Origin of the sequence: Pantoea sp. B9002 (assembly GCF_013385945.1) — a bacterium.
GTDB lineage: Bacteria > Pseudomonadota > Gammaproteobacteria > Enterobacterales > Enterobacteriaceae > Pantoea.
On sequence record NZ_JACAPA010000036.1, the window covers coordinates 103,095 to 122,492 of the forward strand.

The 19,398-nt window shown below is 55.9% G+C and carries 16 protein-coding genes; 6 read left to right on the forward strand and 10 right to left on the reverse strand.

The features are described 5' to 3' along the window. Nucleotides 1–78 precede the first annotated feature (78 nt). The 3 genes from HX773_RS17685 to proP all read right to left on the reverse strand — a co-directional run bounded on the left by HX773_RS17685 (nt 79) and on the right by proP (nt 3,759). Nucleotides 79–1,050 carry a diguanylate cyclase gene (locus tag HX773_RS17685; protein WP_176972617.1) on the reverse strand — a complete coding sequence of 324 codons (972 nt, stop codon included), beginning with the start codon at nt 1,048–1,050 and terminating at the stop codon, nt 79–81. Between the two features lie 109 nt (nt 1,051–1,159). Beyond that, nucleotides 1,160–2,137 (reverse strand): porphobilinogen synthase, encoded by a 978-nt coding sequence (gene hemB, locus HX773_RS17690; protein ID WP_176972618.1) that lies wholly within the window; start codon nt 2,135–2,137, stop codon nt 1,160–1,162. Between the two features lie 116 nt (nt 2,138–2,253). Further along, the gene (gene proP / locus HX773_RS17695) at nt 2,254–3,759 is read right to left on the reverse strand and encodes a glycine betaine/L-proline transporter ProP (protein WP_176972619.1); all 1,506 of its coding nucleotides are present in this window, start codon (nt 3,757–3,759) and stop codon (nt 2,254–2,256) included. 360 nt (nt 3,760–4,119) lie between these two features. Between proP and HX773_RS17700 the strand changes: the two genes are divergently transcribed. The 3 genes from HX773_RS17700 (at nt 4,120) to HX773_RS17710 (ending at nt 5,974) form a co-directional block, all read left to right on the forward strand. Continuing rightward, nucleotides 4,120–4,920 (forward strand): hypothetical protein, encoded by an 801-nt coding sequence (locus HX773_RS17700; RefSeq protein ID WP_176972620.1) that lies wholly within the window; start codon nt 4,120–4,122, stop codon nt 4,918–4,920. Continuing rightward, complete coding sequence (locus HX773_RS17705) at nt 4,913–5,383, forward strand: hypothetical protein (protein ID WP_176972621.1); 471 nt, start codon at nt 4,913–4,915, stop codon at nt 5,381–5,383. Before HX773_RS17700 ends, HX773_RS17705 begins: the two co-directional genes overlap by 8 nt. Before the next feature lie 111 nt (nt 5,384–5,494). After that, complete coding sequence (locus tag HX773_RS17710; RefSeq protein WP_176972622.1) at nt 5,495–5,974, forward strand: hypothetical protein; 480 nt, start codon at nt 5,495–5,497, stop codon at nt 5,972–5,974. On the opposite strand, the gene HX773_RS17715 is transcribed toward HX773_RS17710, so the two are convergent. Next, nucleotides 5,966–6,925 (reverse strand): D-2-hydroxyacid dehydrogenase family protein, encoded by a 960-nt coding sequence (locus HX773_RS17715; protein WP_176972623.1) that lies wholly within the window; start codon nt 6,923–6,925, stop codon nt 5,966–5,968. The genes HX773_RS17710 and HX773_RS17715 overlap by 9 nt on opposite strands. Beyond that, the gene (locus HX773_RS17720; RefSeq protein WP_176972624.1) at nt 6,900–8,504 is read right to left on the reverse strand and encodes an EAL domain-containing protein; all 1,605 of its coding nucleotides are present in this window, start codon (nt 8,502–8,504) and stop codon (nt 6,900–6,902) included. Before HX773_RS17720 ends, HX773_RS17715 begins: the two co-directional genes overlap by 26 nt. A 227-nt stretch (nt 8,505–8,731) precedes the next feature. Between HX773_RS17720 and HX773_RS17725 the strand changes: the two genes are divergently transcribed. Both HX773_RS17725 and HX773_RS17730 read left to right on the forward strand, forming a co-directional pair. Further along, on the forward strand, nt 8,732–9,496 hold the full coding sequence (locus tag HX773_RS17725; protein WP_176972625.1) for a class II aldolase/adducin family protein: 765 nt from the start codon (nt 8,732–8,734) through the stop codon (nt 9,494–9,496). 11 nt (nt 9,497–9,507) lie between these two features. Continuing rightward, complete coding sequence (locus tag HX773_RS17730) at nt 9,508–10,452, forward strand: ABC transporter substrate-binding protein (RefSeq protein WP_176972626.1); 945 nt, start codon at nt 9,508–9,510, stop codon at nt 10,450–10,452. 65 nt (nt 10,453–10,517) lie between these two features. On the opposite strand, the gene HX773_RS17735 is transcribed toward HX773_RS17730, so the two are convergent. The 4 genes from HX773_RS17735 to HX773_RS17750 all read right to left on the reverse strand — a co-directional run bounded on the left by HX773_RS17735 (nt 10,518) and on the right by HX773_RS17750 (nt 15,000). After that, nucleotides 10,518–11,564 (reverse strand): AI-2E family transporter, encoded by a 1,047-nt coding sequence (locus HX773_RS17735; RefSeq protein WP_101762704.1) that lies wholly within the window; start codon nt 11,562–11,564, stop codon nt 10,518–10,520. A gap of 120 nt (nt 11,565–11,684) precedes the next feature. Next, nucleotides 11,685–13,334: an iron ABC transporter permease gene (locus tag HX773_RS17740; RefSeq protein ID WP_176972627.1), complete on the reverse strand. Its 1,650-nt coding sequence runs from the start codon at nt 13,332–13,334 to the stop codon at nt 11,685–11,687. A gap of 3 nt (nt 13,335–13,337) precedes the next feature. After that, nucleotides 13,338–14,309, reverse strand: a complete 972-nt coding sequence (locus HX773_RS17745) for an ABC transporter substrate-binding protein (RefSeq protein WP_176972628.1) — start codon at nt 14,307–14,309, stop codon at nt 13,338–13,340. After that, on the reverse strand, nt 14,287–15,000 hold the full coding sequence (locus tag HX773_RS17750) for an ABC transporter ATP-binding protein (protein WP_176972629.1): 714 nt from the start codon (nt 14,998–15,000) through the stop codon (nt 14,287–14,289). Before HX773_RS17750 ends, HX773_RS17745 begins: the two co-directional genes overlap by 23 nt. Nucleotides 15,001–15,226: 226 nt before the next feature. Between HX773_RS17750 and HX773_RS17755 the strand changes: the two genes are divergently transcribed. Further along, complete coding sequence (locus tag HX773_RS17755; protein ID WP_176972630.1) at nt 15,227–16,450, forward strand: MFS transporter; 1,224 nt, start codon at nt 15,227–15,229, stop codon at nt 16,448–16,450. Between the two features lie 90 nt (nt 16,451–16,540). Here HX773_RS17755 and HX773_RS17760 read toward each other — a convergent pair whose 3' ends face one another. Continuing rightward, complete coding sequence (locus HX773_RS17760; RefSeq protein ID WP_176972631.1) at nt 16,541–19,288, reverse strand: Ig-like domain-containing protein; 2,748 nt, start codon at nt 19,286–19,288, stop codon at nt 16,541–16,543. Nucleotides 19,289–19,398 lie beyond the last annotated feature (110 nt).

Consider the following 19,398-nt stretch of genomic DNA (forward strand, 5'->3'; position numbering starts at 1 on the left):
CATGCAGGTGCGCATAAATGCGCACCCTACGAAAATCTCGCCAAACCACTGTAGGGTCGCCATTTATGGCGACCAACATCAACTCAGCTTCTTTTTCCCGTTCTTAGCGGCGTACATCCGTTCGTCGCTGCCTTCCAGCAGCTGTTCCAGCGATTGCGGATGATCGGGATCGAACTCAACAATGCCCGATGAGAAGTGCAGAGCGTAACGCCGCTCCAGATTCTGGGTTTGCTGTTGCAGGAAACCATCAAAGCGCGCCAACACGCCTTCAGCATCGGCTTGCTGCAAGCCATTAAACAGCACTACAAACTCATCGCCGCCCAAACGGGCAAAGATATCCGCGTGGCGGAAACTCACCTTCATGGCGTCGGCGAAGTCCATTAATGCGCGGTCGCCTTCGCGATGGCCGAGCGTATCGTTAATGGCTTTAAAGCGATCGAGATCGAGGAAAGTCAGGCTGGCCGGTAACTGCTTCACCTGGCACTCATTCAGCGCCAGCTGGCCGAGCGTCATAAAGCCGCGGCGGTTGGTGATTTGCGTCAGTTCATCGGACGTCGCGGTCTGGAACGCCACCAGCTCCGCTTCCGCCATTGCGGCCAAATCACGCAAGGTGTGGATATCGTCCGCATCGAACTGACGCGCATGGTGATCGATAATGCACAGCGTACCGACTTTCGCACCGGCCGGCGTGCGCAGCGGGCAACCCGCGTAGAAACGCACCGGATTTTCGGCATTTTTAACCAGCGGATTATCGTAGAAGCGTTCATCATCAAGCGCGTTTTCCACCACCATCACATCATCCTGCAGCACGGCATGGCCACAAAAAGAGGTATTGCGCGGTGCGGTGGTATCGCTTGATCCCGCAGTGGATTTGAACCACTGATGGTCCTCTTCCAGCAGGCTGACCAGCGCGACGGGCACGCCAAACAAACGACGGGCAAGGCGGGTTAAACGGTCGAAACGCTCTTCGGCAGGCGTGTGCAGAATGTTGAGCGCACGTAACTGGGCCAGACGATGTGACTCGTCCGCAGGCAGTGCAGGTGCTTTCATCGCGTTACTCTTATTAATTATGGAATTACAGAAACACTGGTGTTTGTGCCACAAAGGCTGAAAGCGCCTGGCAACGGTATGCGATGTCCGATGCCAGGCGTAACGATAATCAGAGCACTTTTTGCTCGGCGAGATCAAGGGCAAAATAGCTGAAAATGAGATCCGCGCCGGCACGTTTAATCGCGCCAAGGCTTTCAAGAACCACATTACGTTCGTCGATGGCACCCGCCTGCGCGGCGAATTTGATCATCGCGTACTCACCGCTCACCTGGTACGCCGCCAGCGGCAGCGTGGTGCGCTCACGGATATCGCGCAGGATATCGAGATAAGCGCCAGCCGGTTTTACCATCAGAGAATCTGCACCTTCCGCTTCATCAAGCAGCGACTCGCGCAGCGCTTCACGGCGGTTCATCGGATTCATCTGATAAGTCTTACGATCGCCTTTCAGCGCGGTGCCTGCGGCTTCACGGAACGGGCCGTAAAAGGAGGACGCGAACTTCGTCGAGTACGACATGATGGCGGTATCGGTGAAGCCTGCGGCGTCGAGCGCCTGGCGAATAGCTTTCACCTGACCATCCATCGCGGCAGAAGGGGCGATAAAGTCGGCGCCGGCTTGTGCCGCCACCACGGCTTGCTTACCGAGGTTGATCAGCGTTTGGTCGTTATCAACGCCGTGATCGCACAGCACGCCGCAATGGCCGTGGCTGGTGTATTCGCAGAAGCAGGTATCAGACATTACGATCATTTCTGGCACGGTGTCTTTGCAGATACGTGACATACGCGCCACCAAACCGTTTTCATTCCAGGCGTCGCTGCCGGTGGCGTCGGTGTGGTGGGAAATACCAAAGGTCATCACTGAACGAATGCCGGCTTTGGCGATACGTTCGATCTCATAGGCTAAACGCTTCTCGGGGATACGTACCACGCCCGGCATGGCGTTAATCGGCACGTAATCGTCCGCGCCTTCTTCAACGAAAATCGGCAGTGCCAAATCGTTGATGCTGAGGTTGGATTCCTGGAACATTTCGCGCATTGACGCGCTTTTGCGCAGCCTTCTTGGGCGCTGGATCAGATTAAATTCAGACATGCTCGACAACTTATGCAGGTTAAAAAAGTGGCAACAGTTTACCCCTTTTCGCGGTTGTGCATGAAGGATTGTGTGCGGAAACGAAAACTCCCGCCGGGCGGCGGGAGTGGGGAAGATTACTCGTTGATGTCCGGATGCTGCTGCACCAGGTTTTTACGTTTCGCCTCAAGCTTGGCGATCTCGTCATCAATATCTTCGATTTTCTGCTCGATGTTGTCGTGATGCTCCTGCAGGATTTCACGCGCTTCTTCGAGATCCGACGCCGCTGGAGTGGCACCACGCAGCGGTTTATTCGCGGTCTCTTTCATGTAGATACCGGTAATCAAACCAATCACCGCGACAACCATCAGGTAGTAAGCCGGCATATACAGATTGTTAGTGGCTTCCACTAAGTAAGCGGCGAGTGTCGGTGTTAAACCGGCAATCAGTACTGAGATGTTAAAGGCACTTGCCAACGCGCTGTAGCGGATGTGGGTTGGGAACATCGCGGGTAGCGACGACGCCATCACACCGGTAAAGGCATTGAGGATCACCGCCATCAGCAGCAGACCGGCGAAAATCAGGCCCAGCACGCCGCTATTGATCAGCATAAAGGACGGAATCGCGAAGACAAACAGCGCGATAGAACCAATGATGATAAACGGACGACGACCAAAACGGTCACTCAGCATACCCATCACTGGCTGCACAAATAGCATACCCATCATGATGGCGATAATGATCAACACGCCGTGATCTTCTGAGTAGTGCAGGTTATGCGACAGGTAGCTCGGCATGTAGGTCAGCAGCATGTAGTAGGTCACGTTGGTGGCAATCACCAGACCGATACAGGCCAACAGGCTTTTCCAGTGCTTGGTCGCGATCTCTTTAAACGACACTTTCGGGCCGTCGCGCAGGCCTTCACGGTCGCCCTGTTCCAGCTTCTCAACGTGCTGCTGAAACGCCGGGGTTTCTTCCAGAGCATGACGCAGATACAAACCAATAATGCCCAGCGGCAGCGCGATAAAGAAGGGAATACGCCAGCCCCACTCGAGGAATTTCTCTTCACCGATAATGGTGGAGATCAGTACCACGACACCCGCACCCAGCACAAAACCGGCGATGGAGCCGAAATCAAGCCAGCTGCCCATAAAGCCGCGCTTACGGTCAGGCGAGTACTCGGCAACGAAGATCGATGCACCGGTATATTCACCGCCGACCGAGAAGCCCTGCGCCATTTTTGCCAACAGCAGCAGAATCGGTGCCCAGATACCAATTGAGGCATAAGACGGTATCAAGCCGATACAGAAGGTACTGATCGACATGATGACGATGGTAATAGAGAGGATTTTCTGGCGACCATATTTATCGCCCAACATGCCGAAGAACAAACCACCAAGTGGACGAATCAGGAACGGAACCGAGAACGTACCCAGTGCGGCAATCATCTGAACACTTGGCGAAGCATCCGGGAAGAACACCTTACCCAGCGCATAAGCCACAAAGCCATAAACACCAAAATCAAACCATTCCATCGCGTTGCCCAGCGAAGCCGCGGTGATGGCTTTACGTAAACGGGAGTCATCGATAATCGTGACATCATCAATCCCGATAGGTTTTACACGCTTCCTACGTAGTTTCATGCAGATACCCTGTATTGGAATTCGAAAAATCCTCAACGCTGCGGACTCAAACAATGCCAACAGTCCGCGGCGTTGAGAAAATTAAAGCATAGCCGGGAAATAACGCTTTTTCCCTGGCCTGCCGGGCAATTATTAGGGGGGTAATGATTGCCAACCGCGACAGAGTATACCGATTTAGTGTGATATTTGTCATGTTTTCACCACTAACTGGCTATTTTTTAGCTAATGCTGTGGCTTATTAACCCCTGAAACGCGTCAAAAAAAAGCCACGATTTTACGTAGTGATTTGCAGTAAGCGTGCGCCATCTGGCGAAACTACATATACTTGCGTGAGTTGCTTTTTTGGAAATCAGGTTTCATATGGCGCGCTTTGTTTTATTTGCCAAAAGTCTCTGTTTTGATGCCGACCAACAGGTGTTTTATCCCCTCCATTCTCCTGCACAACGCGTGGCGTTATCGCCGCTGCAAAGTGCGGTATTGCGTCGTGTGTTAAATGCGCAGGGGAAACTGGTACGCAATCAGGCGCTGCATGCGCTGTTCCAGCGCGAACCTTCAGAGTTGGCCTTTGCCGATCGCTTAACCTCGACCATTGCCGAGATCAATCGCCTGGCGCAACAGGCGCACGCGCCGGGTGCGTTAGTGCATCAGGTGCCGCTGATTGGCTGCGTGCTGGCAGAGCAGGTGGACGTTGAATCCTTCAGTGATGATGCAGCGCCCGCTGCTGAAGCTGAAAAGCCGGTCACGGTGCCGCCCGAACCTGCTGTGAAAGCGGTCGCCGTGAAGAAAAAATCCTGGCTGTGGCGGGGTATTGTCCTGGCATTATTGCTGCTCAATGCGGTGCTGGCGCTGGTGGCGCGTCAGGAGTTTGCGCCGACAAAACATGCCGGTACGCAATATAAGTTTTATGGTCAGGAGGCGCAGACGCAGATTTTTATCGCTGAAGGCCTCTCCGCGAATTCGTATATCGTTAAAGATGCATTGCGTCGTTTCAACGAGTTAAAGCCGCGTCTGCCGGATGGTGCGATGCCGCCATTGCTGTATATCAATCTGGGACGCACCCGCGTTCATACCAGTGCTTTCCTCTGCGCCAGACCGATCGCGCAAAAGGATAATGAGTGCATATCGTGGATGGTGTTTGTTCAGGAGTTACCGGATGCGTAAAGCATGGCTAGGTTCAGCTATTTTTGTGGCGTTTATCCTTCCCTGGGCGTTGGTGATATTGGTCCGTCCAACCGTACCGGTACCCGAATGGTGCGAAGTACCTTATCGCATTGATAATCAGGGAAAACCAACGGGCACGCTGAATGCCACCATGCGCACTCGCTTTAAAGCGGATGGCAGCGGCACATCAATGCTCATTGGCACGGTCACCGTGCAGGACCGCCAATATCGGCTGAATCGCGTTTCTGTCAGTAGCTGGCATCGTCAGGGAGATTTCATGCTAGTGAATACCCGTAAAGTGCAGGCGATGGCCGATGATACGGTGCCCGAGGCACTCGCTGCGCAGATACTTTTCACCTCGGCGCGAGAATCCCATAATGATTATTATCAGATGTATCAACTCCCCAACGGCGATCAAATAATCAATTATTCTGGTATGCCGCGGCTTTATTGCCATACCTGATTGTTGCGCAAATAAATAAGAAAAACTTACCATTAAGCGAGGCGGCAACCTCTGCTTGCCAGCTCCAAAACATTGGGTAATACTCTGCCGCCGTGCTTTGGTGGAGTGTTCATGTCGAGGATAAACGCCCAGTCTTTTAAGAATCCCTGGCTGTCGATGATCGACAGTGTAGAAAGGAATCTTATCAATCTTGTGCCTGCGGCACAGCGTACGGCTGCGGTTTCCAGTACCTCGATGGCGTGGATTAACTGTGGCGAGCGGGCAGATGCGCAGCTGGTATTATTGGCGCAACAACCCGATGAACTGCTGCAGCGCCTGAAAAGCTGGCGTCAGGCCGGATTACTCTCCCGCCAGGCGACCGAGAGCTTGCGTCAGCTGCAACGGCTGACACAAACCAGCATCGCACGTAACCAACCCATCACGCAGCTTGATGAATATCAGCAATTAGTGGGGCAGTTAACGCCGACGCTGGAGCGTATTAATCAACGTCTTAACGCCCAACGCGATGTGCCGAATGGCGCGCTGGCGGAAGACAGCCTCGAAGTGGCGCTGCGTATTGCGGAAAAACGGCGCGCAGGCCGTTCAGAGTAGCGAGCGCAGCGGCGCACCGGTCAACCATCCCTTAATATCTTCCACCGCCTGCGTGAAGTAGGTGCGGTAATTGCTGTCGGCGACATAGCCGAGATGCGGCGTCGCCAGCACGTTCGGCAGCTGACGCAGCGGATGATCGGCGGGCAGCGGCTCCTGTTCAAACACATCCAATCCCGCACCGCCTAACTGACCCGACTGCAGCGCGGCGATCATCGCCTGTTGATCGACAATGCCGGCGCGCGATGTGTTAATCAGCAGCGCGCCTGGCTTCATCTGCGCCAGCGCCGCTGCATCAAGCAAATGGCGTGAGCGCTCGCTTAATACCAGATGAATGGACACCACATCGCTGCTACTGAGCAGCGCAGCCAGCGATGGCGAACGTTCTACGCCACACTCGGCGGCGCGTTCGGCGGTGAGATTCTGGCTCCACGCACACACGCGCATCCCAAACGCCTGCGCCACTTTTGCCATCTCGCCGCCAATTTTACCCAGTCCGAGCAATCCCAGCGTTTTGCCCTGCAGGCTCATGCCTAAACTGTGCTGCCACGCGCCGTTGCTGCGCAGCGCCTGATTCTCCGGCACGATATGGCGCGCCAGTCCCAGCAGCAATCCCCACGTCAGTTCCAGCGGTGCCGCGCTGCTGCTGGCGGTGCCGCACACCGCGATATAGCGTTCCGCGCAGGCATCCAAATCGATGGAAGCATTACGCATGCCGGAGGTGACCACCATTTTCAGATTAGGCAAGCGGCCAATCAGCTCGGCGCTGAGCGGCGTGCGTTCGCGCATCACCACCAGAATGTCGGCGTGGGCGATCTGCCTGACCAGTTCATCCTGGTCGGCGAGATGTTCAGTCAGGGAAGTGGTGTGCACCAGCGGGGCGAGAGACGCCCAATCGGCAAGCGACTGGGCGACGTTCTGGTAATCATCAAGAATGATGCAGTTCAGGCTCATGATGTTCCTCAACAAGAAGTGGCTTATGCCCTTGCTCGCTGAGCCAGGCACGCAGCCGTTCATTATCCAGCGGACGGGCATAATAGTAGCCCTGAATAAAGATCACACCACGCTGCCGCAGGTATTCAAATTGTGTGGCGGTCTCGACGCCTTCACCGAGCACATCCAGTTCCAGCTTGTGGCATAGATTAATAATCGCATCCAGCACCGGTGTTTCCACGTCGAGGCCTTCAATTGCGTTGATAAAGCCGCGATCAATTTTCAGATAATCCAGCGGGAAGGTGAGCAAGTAAGTCAGCGAACAGTGGCCGGTGCCGAAATCATCAATCGCCACCTTCATGCCCTGCGCGCGCAAATGACGCAGTTTGCGCGCCACCATTTCGCCATCTTCAATCAGGCTGCGTTCGGTCAGTTCTAGTGTAATGCACATCTGCTTGTCTTTAACGCGCGCTGCAAACTGCTCAATATCCGCTACAAAGTCGGCATGTTGCAGATGTTCCGCTGCCAGATTCAGCCCGATATGAAAACCCGGTTCAACCTGCCAGCTTTGGATATCTTCGGCCATTAGCTCAAGCAGATGTTGCGTCAGCGGCACAATCATCCCTTCGGCTTCAGCGGCGCTGATAAAGATATCCGGACGAATCATGTCGCCGTTTGGCCGTTGCCAGCGCAGCAAGGCTTCAGCACCGGCGCAGGCGTGTAATGTATTGCTGTAAACCGGCTGATAATGCACCGAAAACTGGCGGGCGCGGATGGCGCGGGCAATCTCATCGTGCCAGGAGATGCGGCGGCGCAGCCAGTTGGCGGTCAGCACCATCAACAGAATCGAGAAAATCGCTGCCATCGGCAGGAAGATAAACAGCGCCTGACGCCAGGCTTTGAGCAATTCAGAAGCCGGTACGGTCACATTTACGGTAATGGGATAACGGCTGGAATCGGCCTGAAAAGATTCACTTTTCATGTAGAGCTTCGGCTGCATGTCATTCGACCCGCTGGCAATCACTGCACCGCCACTAAATTGCAGACTCATGTGGTAGCCACGCGATCCGCCAATGGCGTTCATAAAGTCCATCAAATATTGGCCGTCAATGACCGCCCAGAAACCGCTGGTATCGGGGAGCTGGCGCACAAACACCACGGCGGGACGATTCGGTACTCCGTAAGTACCGCGCACCGAAATACTCCACCAGGCTTTGCCGGTAATTGGCGGCGGCTGCATCATCATTTCGGTTAAGGTGCCGTGTTTCAGGCCAAAGGCGGACGAGCAAGTGATGTCATCGCCTTTCAGCATACCAATTGAGCGAAAATAGGGATTGAGCGTACCGGCGCGCTGCAGCTGATCTTCAATTTGCGCACAAGGCTGGTAATGATACTGGCGCAGCTCAGTGATCATATCCCAGGCGTTATCACTCATCTTTTCAGCCTGAGTGATCAAGGTATTAGCGGTAGAGATCTGCTGTTGGCTGACGGTGTGGCGCGCTTCGATGGCCGTACAAAGGATACCGAGCACCAACGGTAGCAACCCGGCACAAACGATTAAGACCCAATCAAAATCGTGATGTCGTTTTTTCAGTGGCACCAGACAATCCTCAGTCGGTTTAAGCTGCGCTTACGGCGTCAGCAGCATACCATTTTCACAGGGCTGTGTAGGGTAGCGATTTAAGATTAAACCGGTCTGACACAGGTCAATGATCAATCCCACTTTGCGTTTATTGACAATGTTTTGCCGTTATTGGCATTTCCCAGCGGCAAAAACGCTATGCCACGATGTTAGGTAAGCACATTGACCTGAAATGAGGAGCGGAAATGAGCACGGAAACCCTGGATGTCACATCATTACGGCAGCGTATCAGCGAAGGCGAATGGCAGGCGCGCATCAAGCTAGCGCAGGCTTATCATCTGGCGGCGAAGCTACGCTGGACCGACCATATTTACACCCATTTTTCCCTGCGCGTACCGGGCGATCAGCCGCACTTTCTCATCAACGCTTTCGGGCAAACCTTCGATGAAATCCAGCCGGAAACGCTGGTGAAAATCGACATCGACGGCAATATTATTGACGACCCAACCGGGCTGGGAATTAACCTTGCCGGATTTGTTATTCACAGCGCGATTCACCGCGCGCGGCCAGATGCCCATGCGGTGCTGCATACGCACACCGCGGCGGGCATTGGCGTTTCGGCGCAGCGAAACGGCCTGCTGATGATTTCGCAACACAGCACGCGTTTCCATAATCGCCTTGGCTATCACGATTACGAAGGTATCGCGCTGGATCTCGACGAGCAGCAGCGCATCGTTGCCGATCTCGGCGATCTCAACGCGCTGATCCTGCGCAATCACGGCCTGCTGACCAGCGGCGGCAGCATTGAAGAAGCCTTCTACAACCTCTATTACCTCGAACGCGCCTGCCAGGCACAGCTGGCGGCACAGTCGGGCGGCGCGGATCTGATCATTTTGCCAGATGCGGTTTCCGAGAAAGCCGCGCAGGCGTTCGATAACAGCATTCGCAATCGCAAATATCAGCTGCACTGGGATGCTTACATCCGCCAGCTCAACCGCAACGCACTCTGAGAATCTCCCCGATGAAATGGCTGAAACCGGTAGTTTCTGCGCTGCTGCTGTGCGCGGCGTTTGGCAGTCAGGCGGCGCATGATTTGAGTAAGGTCACGCTGGTGCTGGGCGATCAGGCGCGCAATCTGCGATCGCTGATCGAAGCGGCAGATGTCATGAAAGACGCGCCTTATCACTATCGCTGGGCGAATTTCCAGGGCGCGGCGCCGCTGTTTGAAGCGCAGCGTGCCGGTGCGGTGGACACCTCGTACGCCGGGGATTTGCCGGTGCTGATGGCGGCGTCGGGCGGCGTGCCGCTGAAGATTATCGCCACCAACGTCGGTGACGCCGGTTCGAACGGGCTGATCGTACCCGCTGATTCGCCGATCCATAGCGTGAAGGATCTGGCAGGCAAGCAGGTTGTCGTCTCGTCGGCGCGCGGCAGTATCTCGCAGCACTTGCTGTATGAGGCGCTGGAAGAGGCGAAAGTGCCGCGTGATACGGTGCCGGTGCGTTTTGTGCTGCCAACCGACGCCAGCGCGGCGTTCAACTCAGGACAGATTGCCGCTTGGGCGACCTTCGATCCCTATTTAGGTATCGCGGAAAAGCATGGCGCGCGTCTGCTGCGTGACGGCAAAGGGCTGACAACCGCGCTGTCGTTTGTCACCGCCACGCAAAGCTCGCTCGACGATCCCGCCAAGCGCGCGGCGATTGCGGATTTCACCCATCGTCTGGCCAAAGCGCGCGAATGGGCGCTGGCGCATCCGCAGCAGTATAACGAGGTGTATGCGCAGTTAACGCGCCTGCAACCGACGGACGCGCAGCAAATTACTGCGCGTATTTCCCACGGCGTTCGTGGCGTGACGCCAGATGATGTGGCGAAGGTGCAGAAGGTGTCTGACCTGTTCAGCGAGTTGAATATCCTGCCAAACAAAGTCGATGTGCAGGCGATTACCGATAACAGCGTGTTTCAATAAGCGGCGTAGGGTCGCCATTCATGGCGACCTGGTGCGCATAAATGCGCACCCTACGAAAACCAGCATTAACGCGCCCGTTTGCCCGGCCGCCCATTACCCAGCATAATCGCCAATCGGCTTCCGCCTGGCGTGGTTTCCATCAAAATCTTAGTCACGCTGGTGAGCGGCACCGACAGCAACATGCCGACCGGACCCAGCAGCCAGCCCCAGAAAATCAGCGACAGAAACACCACCAGCGTCGAGAGTCCCAGCCCGCGCCCCATCAATCTCGGCTCCAGCATATTGCCGAACACCATATGAATGGCGCTGAACAGCGCCGCCACCAGCATGGCGTCATAAATATCATTGAGCACCAGCGCCTGAATAAACGGCGGAATACCGGCGATGATCGGGCCAATGTTGGGGATGAAATTGAGGATGAACGCCACCACGCCCCAGAACAGCGCGAACTTCACGCCGAGCAGCAGCAGTGACAGCCAAACGGCCACGCCGGTAATCAAACTCACCAATGTTTTCAGTGCCAGATAGTGCGTCACACCTTTCAGCGCGCGGTGCAGACCGGCGATACGGATCTGCGGATTGACCATCGCATTGCGCATCTTGTACGGCAGATGACGCACCTCAAACAGCATAAACACCACGGTGAGAATCAGCAGCAGCACGTTGGTCATCGCGCCAGACAACTGTTTCAGTACCGATGTTGCCATGTCCATCACCACGTTGGGATCGAGGCGCGCCGCCAGCGCTTCGGTAGAGATGTTGATATGAAAACGCGCGGCAAAATGTTGCACCACCGCCAGTTTCTGCTCCAGCATGGCGCGGATTTGCGGATAGGTATCGCTGAAGTCACTGGCCGAGCTGGCGAGTACAGCAATGAGTAATAGCACGACGATAAAAATCACGGTGATCACCAGCGTAATCGCCAGGCCGCGCTTGACGCCGCGTCGCATCAGCATCGTGACCAGCGGATTGAGCACAATGGCTAAAAAGCTGGCGAGTAAGAAGGGCACCAGAATGTCCGAGGCGGCGCGAATGCCCGCCAGAATAATCACCAGCATCGCCAGTTTTACCAGGATGTTCTGGCCAATTTTTTCCTGAAGCAGGTTATTCATTCTCTCTCCTGAGACAAAATTTCTCAGGAGAGTGTAGCTGATGAAAATTAACCTTATGTTTTTTAAGATAAAGAGAAGTCCTGGTCGTAGGGTCGCCATTTATGGCGACCGTGATTATCATCACCGGGCCTGACGCCGCATCAGCGTGCTGGCCGCTAACATCAAACTCAAACTGGCGAGCAGCGTCAGCGTGGCCATCGCCATGCCTTGTCCCACCGAGCCCTGTTCGAACTGACGCCAGATAAAGATCGCCACGGTTTGCGTGCCTGCCGGAGCCAGCAGCAGCGATGTCACCAGCTCGCGCGACGCCACGGCAAACACCATCATCATCGCCGCCAGCAAGCTCGGTGCTACCAGCGGCAGCACAATCAGACGCAGCGCCTGCAAACGTGATGCGCCGTGCACGCGCGCTGCCGGTTCCAGCGTCGGTGCCAGCTGGCGCAGCGCGCTACTGACATAGCGCACCGGCCACGGCAGCAGCAAACAGCTGTACGACAACAGCAGAATAAACATCGTGTTATAGGGCGAAACCGGCCAGAAACCGCGATTCCACAGCAGAATTAATCCCACGCCCACCACCACGCCGGGCATCGCCGCAGGCAGCAGCGCCAGGCCATCCATCATCGCCAGCAAACGGGTTTTCCCTTCCGACACGCGCCAGGCAATCAGAAAACCCAGCGCGCCGGTCAGCAGCGCCGCACCGAGCGCCAGGCCAATGCTGGTGGAGAAAGCCGCCAGCGCATCGCCTTGCTGGCTGAACAGCGCGCCGAAGTGGCGTAGCGTCAGATTACTCAGATGCAATCCGCCGGAGAGCGTATTCAGCAAGCCGCTCAAGGTCATCGCACCCAGCGGCAGCACCACGGCCAGCAGCACGGTGAGAGCAAACGGCAGCAGCATCAGGTTTTGTAAGCGTCCGGCATGCGCCAGTTCCTGACTCACCGGTTTGCCACCAACCGCCGTCACATCGCTGCTGCCGGTCAGTTTGCGCTGCAGCAGCCATGCCGTGAGCGCCACCAGGCTCAGCATCAGTGACAGCGACGCTGCGCCAGGCAGATCGATCGGCCAGTCGGCGAGTTTGGTTTCAATGCCGACGGTCATCAGCGTCAGATTCGCCTGCGCACCGAGCGCCGCAGGCACGCCGTACTCCTCAATCGCCAGCGTAAACGCCAGCAGCACGCCACCCGCCAATGCCGGTAAGGTGAGCGGCAAGGTAATGTGCCAGAAACCGCGCCACGCCGATGCGCCATGCACGCGCGCCACCCAGGCAAGGCGTTGCCCGCTGGCCAGCAGCGAACGCGACACCGCGAAATAGACCACCGGGAAGATGTTCAGCGTCATCACGCCAATCATGCCGCTGCTGCTAAACAGCAGGCTGTCGAAGTTGATGCCGGTGAGTTGTTCGATATAGCCGTTGCGTTGCAGCGCCAGCGTCCATGACAGCGCCACAATATAGGGCGGCGTCAGGAAGGGGATCAGAAACAGCAGATCCCACAACGCCGCGCCCGGCAGGCGGAACAGGCCGCGCAGTGCGCCGAGAGGTAAGCCCAGCAGCAAACTGCACAGCGCCACGCCGCCGCCGATTTTCAGCGTGCCCAGCCACATCGCTGTCAGCTGCGGATCGTCCAGCAGCGCCGGGAAAGCACTAAAAGCGCCGCGCCAGCTGCCTTCGCCGAAGTAGGGAAACAGCGCTTGCAGCACGATAAACAGCAGCGGCAGCGCCACCAGCAGCAATAACGCCAGCAGAATCACGCCATTCAGGGCACGCGACATCGCTTACTGTCCGAACAGGGCGCCAAAGCGCTTCAGCACCGCCGAACGTTCGCTGCTGCCATCCTGATTAGTCGGCAATAGCTTGATCTCGGTGAACAGCGGGCGTTGCGCTTTGATATCGGTACGCGCTGGCATCAGCCAGGCTTTCGCCACTTGTTCCTGACCTTCATCCGACAGCACGTAATCGACGAATTTCTTCGCATCATCTGCGTGCTGGCTGCTTTTCAGGATCATCATCGGCCGCGGCGCGACCACGGTGCCGTTTTCCGGGAAGATCACCTTCACGCTCTCGCCCTGCGCGATGTTGTTATAGGTGACGTAATCGACCGCACCAAACACCGCCGCTTTCGCGCCCTGCAGCACCGGCGTCACCGCCTGCGCGTTGGGGCCGCTCATCACCATGCCGTTGGCTTTCAGCTGGTCAAACAGCTGCCAGGCTTTTTCGCCTTCGCTGTTTTGCAGGCCAATCAGCAGATCGAGTGACGCGCCAGACAGCGCCGGATCCGGCGTGGTGACTTTATCTTTGAAGGCGGGCGCGGTGAGATCCTGCCAGGTTTTTGGCTCTGGCGTGTTGCTTTGCGTATTCCACACGATGCCGAGTGCGGAAATACCCTGCGCGACATAGTTGGCGGTTTTGAACTGATCCGGCACCTTGGCAGCATTAGCACTTTCGAAAGGTTGCAACCAGCCGCGCTGTTGCAGATCTTCGGCGGTATCCCACGAAGCCGAGATCAGCACATCGGCCTGCGGATTGGCCTGTTCCGCTTCCAGACGCGCCATCACTTTGCCGGTGGTGGCCTGGAAAATATTCACTTTGATGCCGGTCTGTTTTTCAAATCCGGCGGCAAGACTTTTCGATAGCGAACCCGGACCGGCGGTGTACACCGTCAGCGCCTGGGCGTCGTTGATCATGATGGCGGAAGTCAAAATCATCGCGCTGATGGCTCCTGTTTTAACTGACTTGAGAGATGGCATTGCGGTCCCCTGAGAGGTGAGTAACGGAAACAATCTGGCCCTGCGCCAGGTGAATGATGCGGTCGGCCAGCGTGTTGGCTTCGTCGCGATCGTGCGTAACGTAAACAGCGGTGATGCCCGCCGCGCGCAGCAAATCCGCCATGGTGTGAACCAGGGTTTCACGCAGATCGCGGTCGAGGTTGGAGAGCGGTTCGTCGAACAGCAGAATGGCCGGTTTCGCCACCAGCGCCCGCGCCAGTGCTACGCGCTGCTGCTGGCCGCCGGAGAGCAATGCCGGTTTACGATTGCCAAAATCAGCCAGGCCAACTTGTGCCAGTGCCGCATCCGCTTGTTCACGAGCAGCGGCTTTTTTGACGCCGCGCATGCGCAGCGGGAAGGCGACGTTTTGCGCCACCGACATGTGCGGCCACAGCGCGTAATCCTGGAACACCATGCCGAGATTGCGTTTTTCAGGTGCGTCGCAATGGCGTGCCGATGCCACGCAGCGTTGGCCGATCCACAGTTCGCCTGCGGTTGGCTGCAGCAAACCCGCCAGCAGTTTCAGCAGCGTGCTTTTGCCACAGCCGCTCGGGCCGAGCAGCGCAAGGATTTCGCCTGCGGGAATGGTCAGGGAGAGATCGTGCAGAATAGTCAGGTTACCCACCGACCATCTGAGATTTTTCAGTTCAATAGGCAGCGCGGCATGCGTCATCGGCCACCTCCCGCGAAGGAGTGAGCGTTACGCACGCGCGCCTGAGAAATCAGGGGCGTCATCAGATTGTTATCCTCTTTGGGATTTGATTGTGGGCGAGTCTACGAGCGCGATATGACGAAATGATGACCGTAAAAATGGGCATTTCACTGATGCGGATAAAACCAAAAGGCGTATAGTTATCCTCTTGTTATAAAAATTCCGTCACCCACGAGCGCAATCACTCATGCCTGACTCGCCTGCCGCCGCACCTGAACACGGCCGTTTTCGCCTCAATTTACTGATCCTTTCCATCGTGAAGTTCAACTTTGCCAGCTATCTCACCATCGGCTTGCCGCTGGCGGTGCTGCCCGGCTATGTGCATGACGGATTGGGCTATAACGCTTTTTGGGCCGGATTGGTCATTAGCCTGCAATACATCGCCACGCTGCTGAGTCGTCCGCACGCCGGGCGTTATGCCGATGTGTGGGGACCGAAAAAAGTGGTGGTGCTTGGGCTAGTGGGCTGCTTGCTGAGCGGCATCTGTATTCTGCTGTCGGCGCTCAGCGATGGGCAGGGCGTGCTGAGTCTGGTGCTGCTGTGTCTGGGGCGCGTGATTCTCGGTGTTGGGCAGAGTTTCTCCGGCACCGGCACCTCGCTGTGGGGCGTGGCGCGCGTGGGGTCGCTGCATATTGGTCGGGTGATTTCATGGAACGGCATTGTGACCTACGGTGCGATGGCGATTGGTGCGCCACTCGGCGTAGTGATTTTCCGCAGCGGCGGCTTGCTGTTGCTCTCCAGCATCATCATCGCCATTTGTGTGCTGGCGATTGCGCTGGCACTGCCGCGCGCGCCAGTCAAAGGCAGTAAAGCCAAGCCGCTGCCGTTCCGTGATGTGCTGAGCAAGGTGTACGGTTTCGGCCTGATTCTGGCGATGGGTTCCGCCGGATTTGGCGTGATCGCCACCTTTATCACGCTGTTTTATCAGGATAAGGGTTGGGATGGCGCCGCCTTCGCGCTGACCATGTTCAGCGCCGCGTTCGTCGGCACGCGCCTGCTGTTCCCGAATGCCATCAATAAGCTTGGCGGTTTGCGCGTGGCGAGTATCTGCTTTGCGGTAGAAGCGATTGGCCTGTTTCTGGTGGCCGGTTCGTTCGATCCGTGGATGGCGAAGATGGGTGCGTTCCTTACCGGCGCGGGTTTCTCGCTGGTGTTCCCGGCGATTGGCGTGGTGGCGGTGAAAGTGGTGCCGCAGCAGAATCAGGGCAGTGCACTCGCGACTTATACCGCGTTTATGGATTTATCGCTGGGCATCACCGGGCCGATCGCCGGTTTCATCATGAGTTATGCCGGCGTGTCGCTGGTCTATTTCCTTACCGCGCTGCTGGTGTGTTTAGCGCTGTTCTGCACGCTGCGCATGATTAAGCGGATGCCGGACGATCCGGTGGTGGAGGTTAGGGAGAATGCGTAGTTGTTGGCGGTCGCCATAAATGGCGACCCTACGAATAAAAAAAGCCACGCGCCTGACGACGCGTGGCTTTTTCATTTATAGGGATGAAGATTAAATCAGTTCGGTTTTAACACCCTGCTGGACCAGCAGTTCAGCGTCTTCGCCGTGGCTGTAAACCTGATACTCCACGCCTGCAACCGTGACGGTGCCGTCCATATGTTGCCATTCGCTGATGTGGCCGCCTTCAGGCAGGATATCTGCCAGCTGCACCACGTCACCTTCGTTGCCTTTGACCACCATCTGCGTTTTACCGTCTTCGATAAACAGATCCTTCTCGCCGTGCTGTAACAGCGCGTTGAGATCGATACGCAGCGTGTTATCGCCGGTGCCAGTGAGGTCAATAATGTTGACGTCAGCAACCTTATTTTGAGCGAGGGTCACATCGATAATCTGATTTTTACCGGTAAGAGTTAAGGTATCGGCAAATTCTCCGGACTGGTTATTTTCCGATGAGATGTCAGCTTTGGTTTGGGTTAATTCATAACGTGAATCTGGATCATTCTCATCAATCATGAGTGAGGCTGTTTTTCCAGTACCATCAGCATTTACACTTTTATCCACCCAAGGTATCTGATATTCCGGAACGGTTGTACTGTAATGCATATAGCTAATGAAAGTGTTATGAGTAGCAGCCGCTGCAGGGGTTAAGCCCCAGCCAATAACGGTCTGGTTTCCAATTTTGAAGTCATTCAGTGGTGCTGATGAGGGAATTTGGTAGGTCCAATCCCCGTTGCCATTCGTTGTAACATACCCAAGATGGTGTGCTTCAGCGCCATTATTAGCGAAATGAATGTAGAAGCCTGAATTTGGGAGATATGTTCCTGCTAGTAGAGGTGTACTATCATTGGTCACGGTCTGTGAATTCCACACTTTCCAGCCGATGTTGGGACCGACACTGTCGTAATAACGCGTAGCCTGAACAGTAAGCGTGCCAACATAGTCAACCTTGAGGTTAAAGTCATCACCGAAGGAGTCTTTTGTTTCACCAACAGCAAATGTCCATTCTCCCTTAGCAAGCTGAGGTGGCGTCCAGCTCCATGTCCCGTCTGCTTTCGTTTTTAAACTGGCATTACTGTAATTGCCGCCGTCTAACTTGTAGCGGATGAAAATCAACGTGTCAGATGGACCGGAGCCCTGCAATGTTGGCGTCGTGTCGTCAGTAGTATCGCCGCTATGCAGCGGGTCACGCACCGTACCTACATTATCATCGGCATAATCAATCGTCGGTTTGCGGTCAAATTCCGAATCGATTATCAGATCAAAGCTGTTCCAGTCTGTTTGCCCCGCTTTTTGTACCTCAAAAGCCCATGATCCATTGGACAGTTCAGCATCCGGCGTCCAGCTCCAGTTTCCGCCGCTGTCGGCATCAATCTGCACTGAGTCATAGCTGCCACTATCAGTGCGATAGCGCAGAGTCAGCTGGCTGTTGGCTTCGGCCCGACCATATAGAGTGGGTGTGGTGTCATCGGTTGTGTCGCCGTTTGCCAGGTTCTGGGTTGTACCCACGTCATCGTAAGCATGGGTAATTATCGGAGCAAAGCCACCGCCAGCAGCATCAGCAATATTCAGGACAAAGTCGCTGGTCCAGCCGTCCTGGCCCTGTGCTTTAACCGCAAAGCCCCACGTGCCGCCCGGCAGGTCTGAACCCGGCGTCCAGCTCCACTTACCGGCGCTGTCGGCGTCAACCACTACCGAGGCGGCAACGTTGCCAACCTGAGTATAACGGATAACGACTTTACTGTTGGCTTCAGCGCTGCCGCGGAAGGTTGGCGTGGCATCGTCGGTAATCGCACCGCTTGCCAGCAAGCCGGTGGCGGTGCCGAAATCGTCTTCTACCGCATCAATGCGGGTACGGCTGATGATATCGGCCGCAGAGGCGATATCGAGGGTGAACAAGGCAGACGATTTGTCCGCGATAGCCGCCTGAAACTCATACACGCCAGTAGGAAGCGCGCTATCTGGCGTCCAGCTCCAGCTTTCGCCAGTCACGGTGGCGGTAGCGCTCCCGGCCCAGGTGTTACTGCCGGCCAGGCGATAGAAAACTGTGACCACGCTGTTAGCGGAGACGCTGCCACTCAGGGTTGGCGTGGTGTCATCTGTCAACGCACCATTGCTTAGCGGGCCGGTAGCCGTGCCGGCATCGTCAAACGCCTGCGTGATGGTGATGGTGTCAGGTGGCAGGACGCCAGCATCCGGCGCGACATTAATGACAAACTCCATCGGCGTGCCGACACGATCGGCTTTAGCGAAGTTTTCCACCGCCACCAGCGTCAGGTTGTTCTCACCATCTTTCAGCTCGACGGTTGGAGTTATCACCCATTCACCGGTCTCTTTATCGGCGACGGCTGAACCGATAGTCTCGCCTTTATCATTTTTCAGGTATACGGTGCTGCCCCGTTGAGCATTACCGGTCAGCGTCGGGGTTTTGTCATCGCTGGTGCCACCCGGTAGAAAGAGGCTTTCTTTTCCCTGGTCATCGTAGATGCTGTACAGCCTTGGCGCTTCTGGCGGCGTGGTATCAATAACAAAAGTCGCCAGGCCAGCCTGAGAGTGGTTGCCCGCGCGGTCAACGATAACCAGCGAGAAGCTGTAGCTGCCGTCTTCCACCGCTTCCGGTGCGGTCCAGTTGAGCGTGCCTGTAGCCGGGTCGAGTTCAACGCGGTAAGGCTTGCTGCCAAAAGTGATAAGTGCATAACTGCCTGCTTTGCCGATCTCTCCTTTATCGGTATAGGTAAAGGTTGGAATGCTGGTGTCAAACTCGTATATGGCGACTTTTTTAAAATCATTGATGTTCATCATTCTTTTTTTCCTGATGTAAAAGAGAGGGGGTTGTTTGTAGCAATGAGCACGAAAGTGGCACGCCCGGGCAACGGGCTGAGAAGTCAGATTTTTCTCGTCGCGGGAAAATA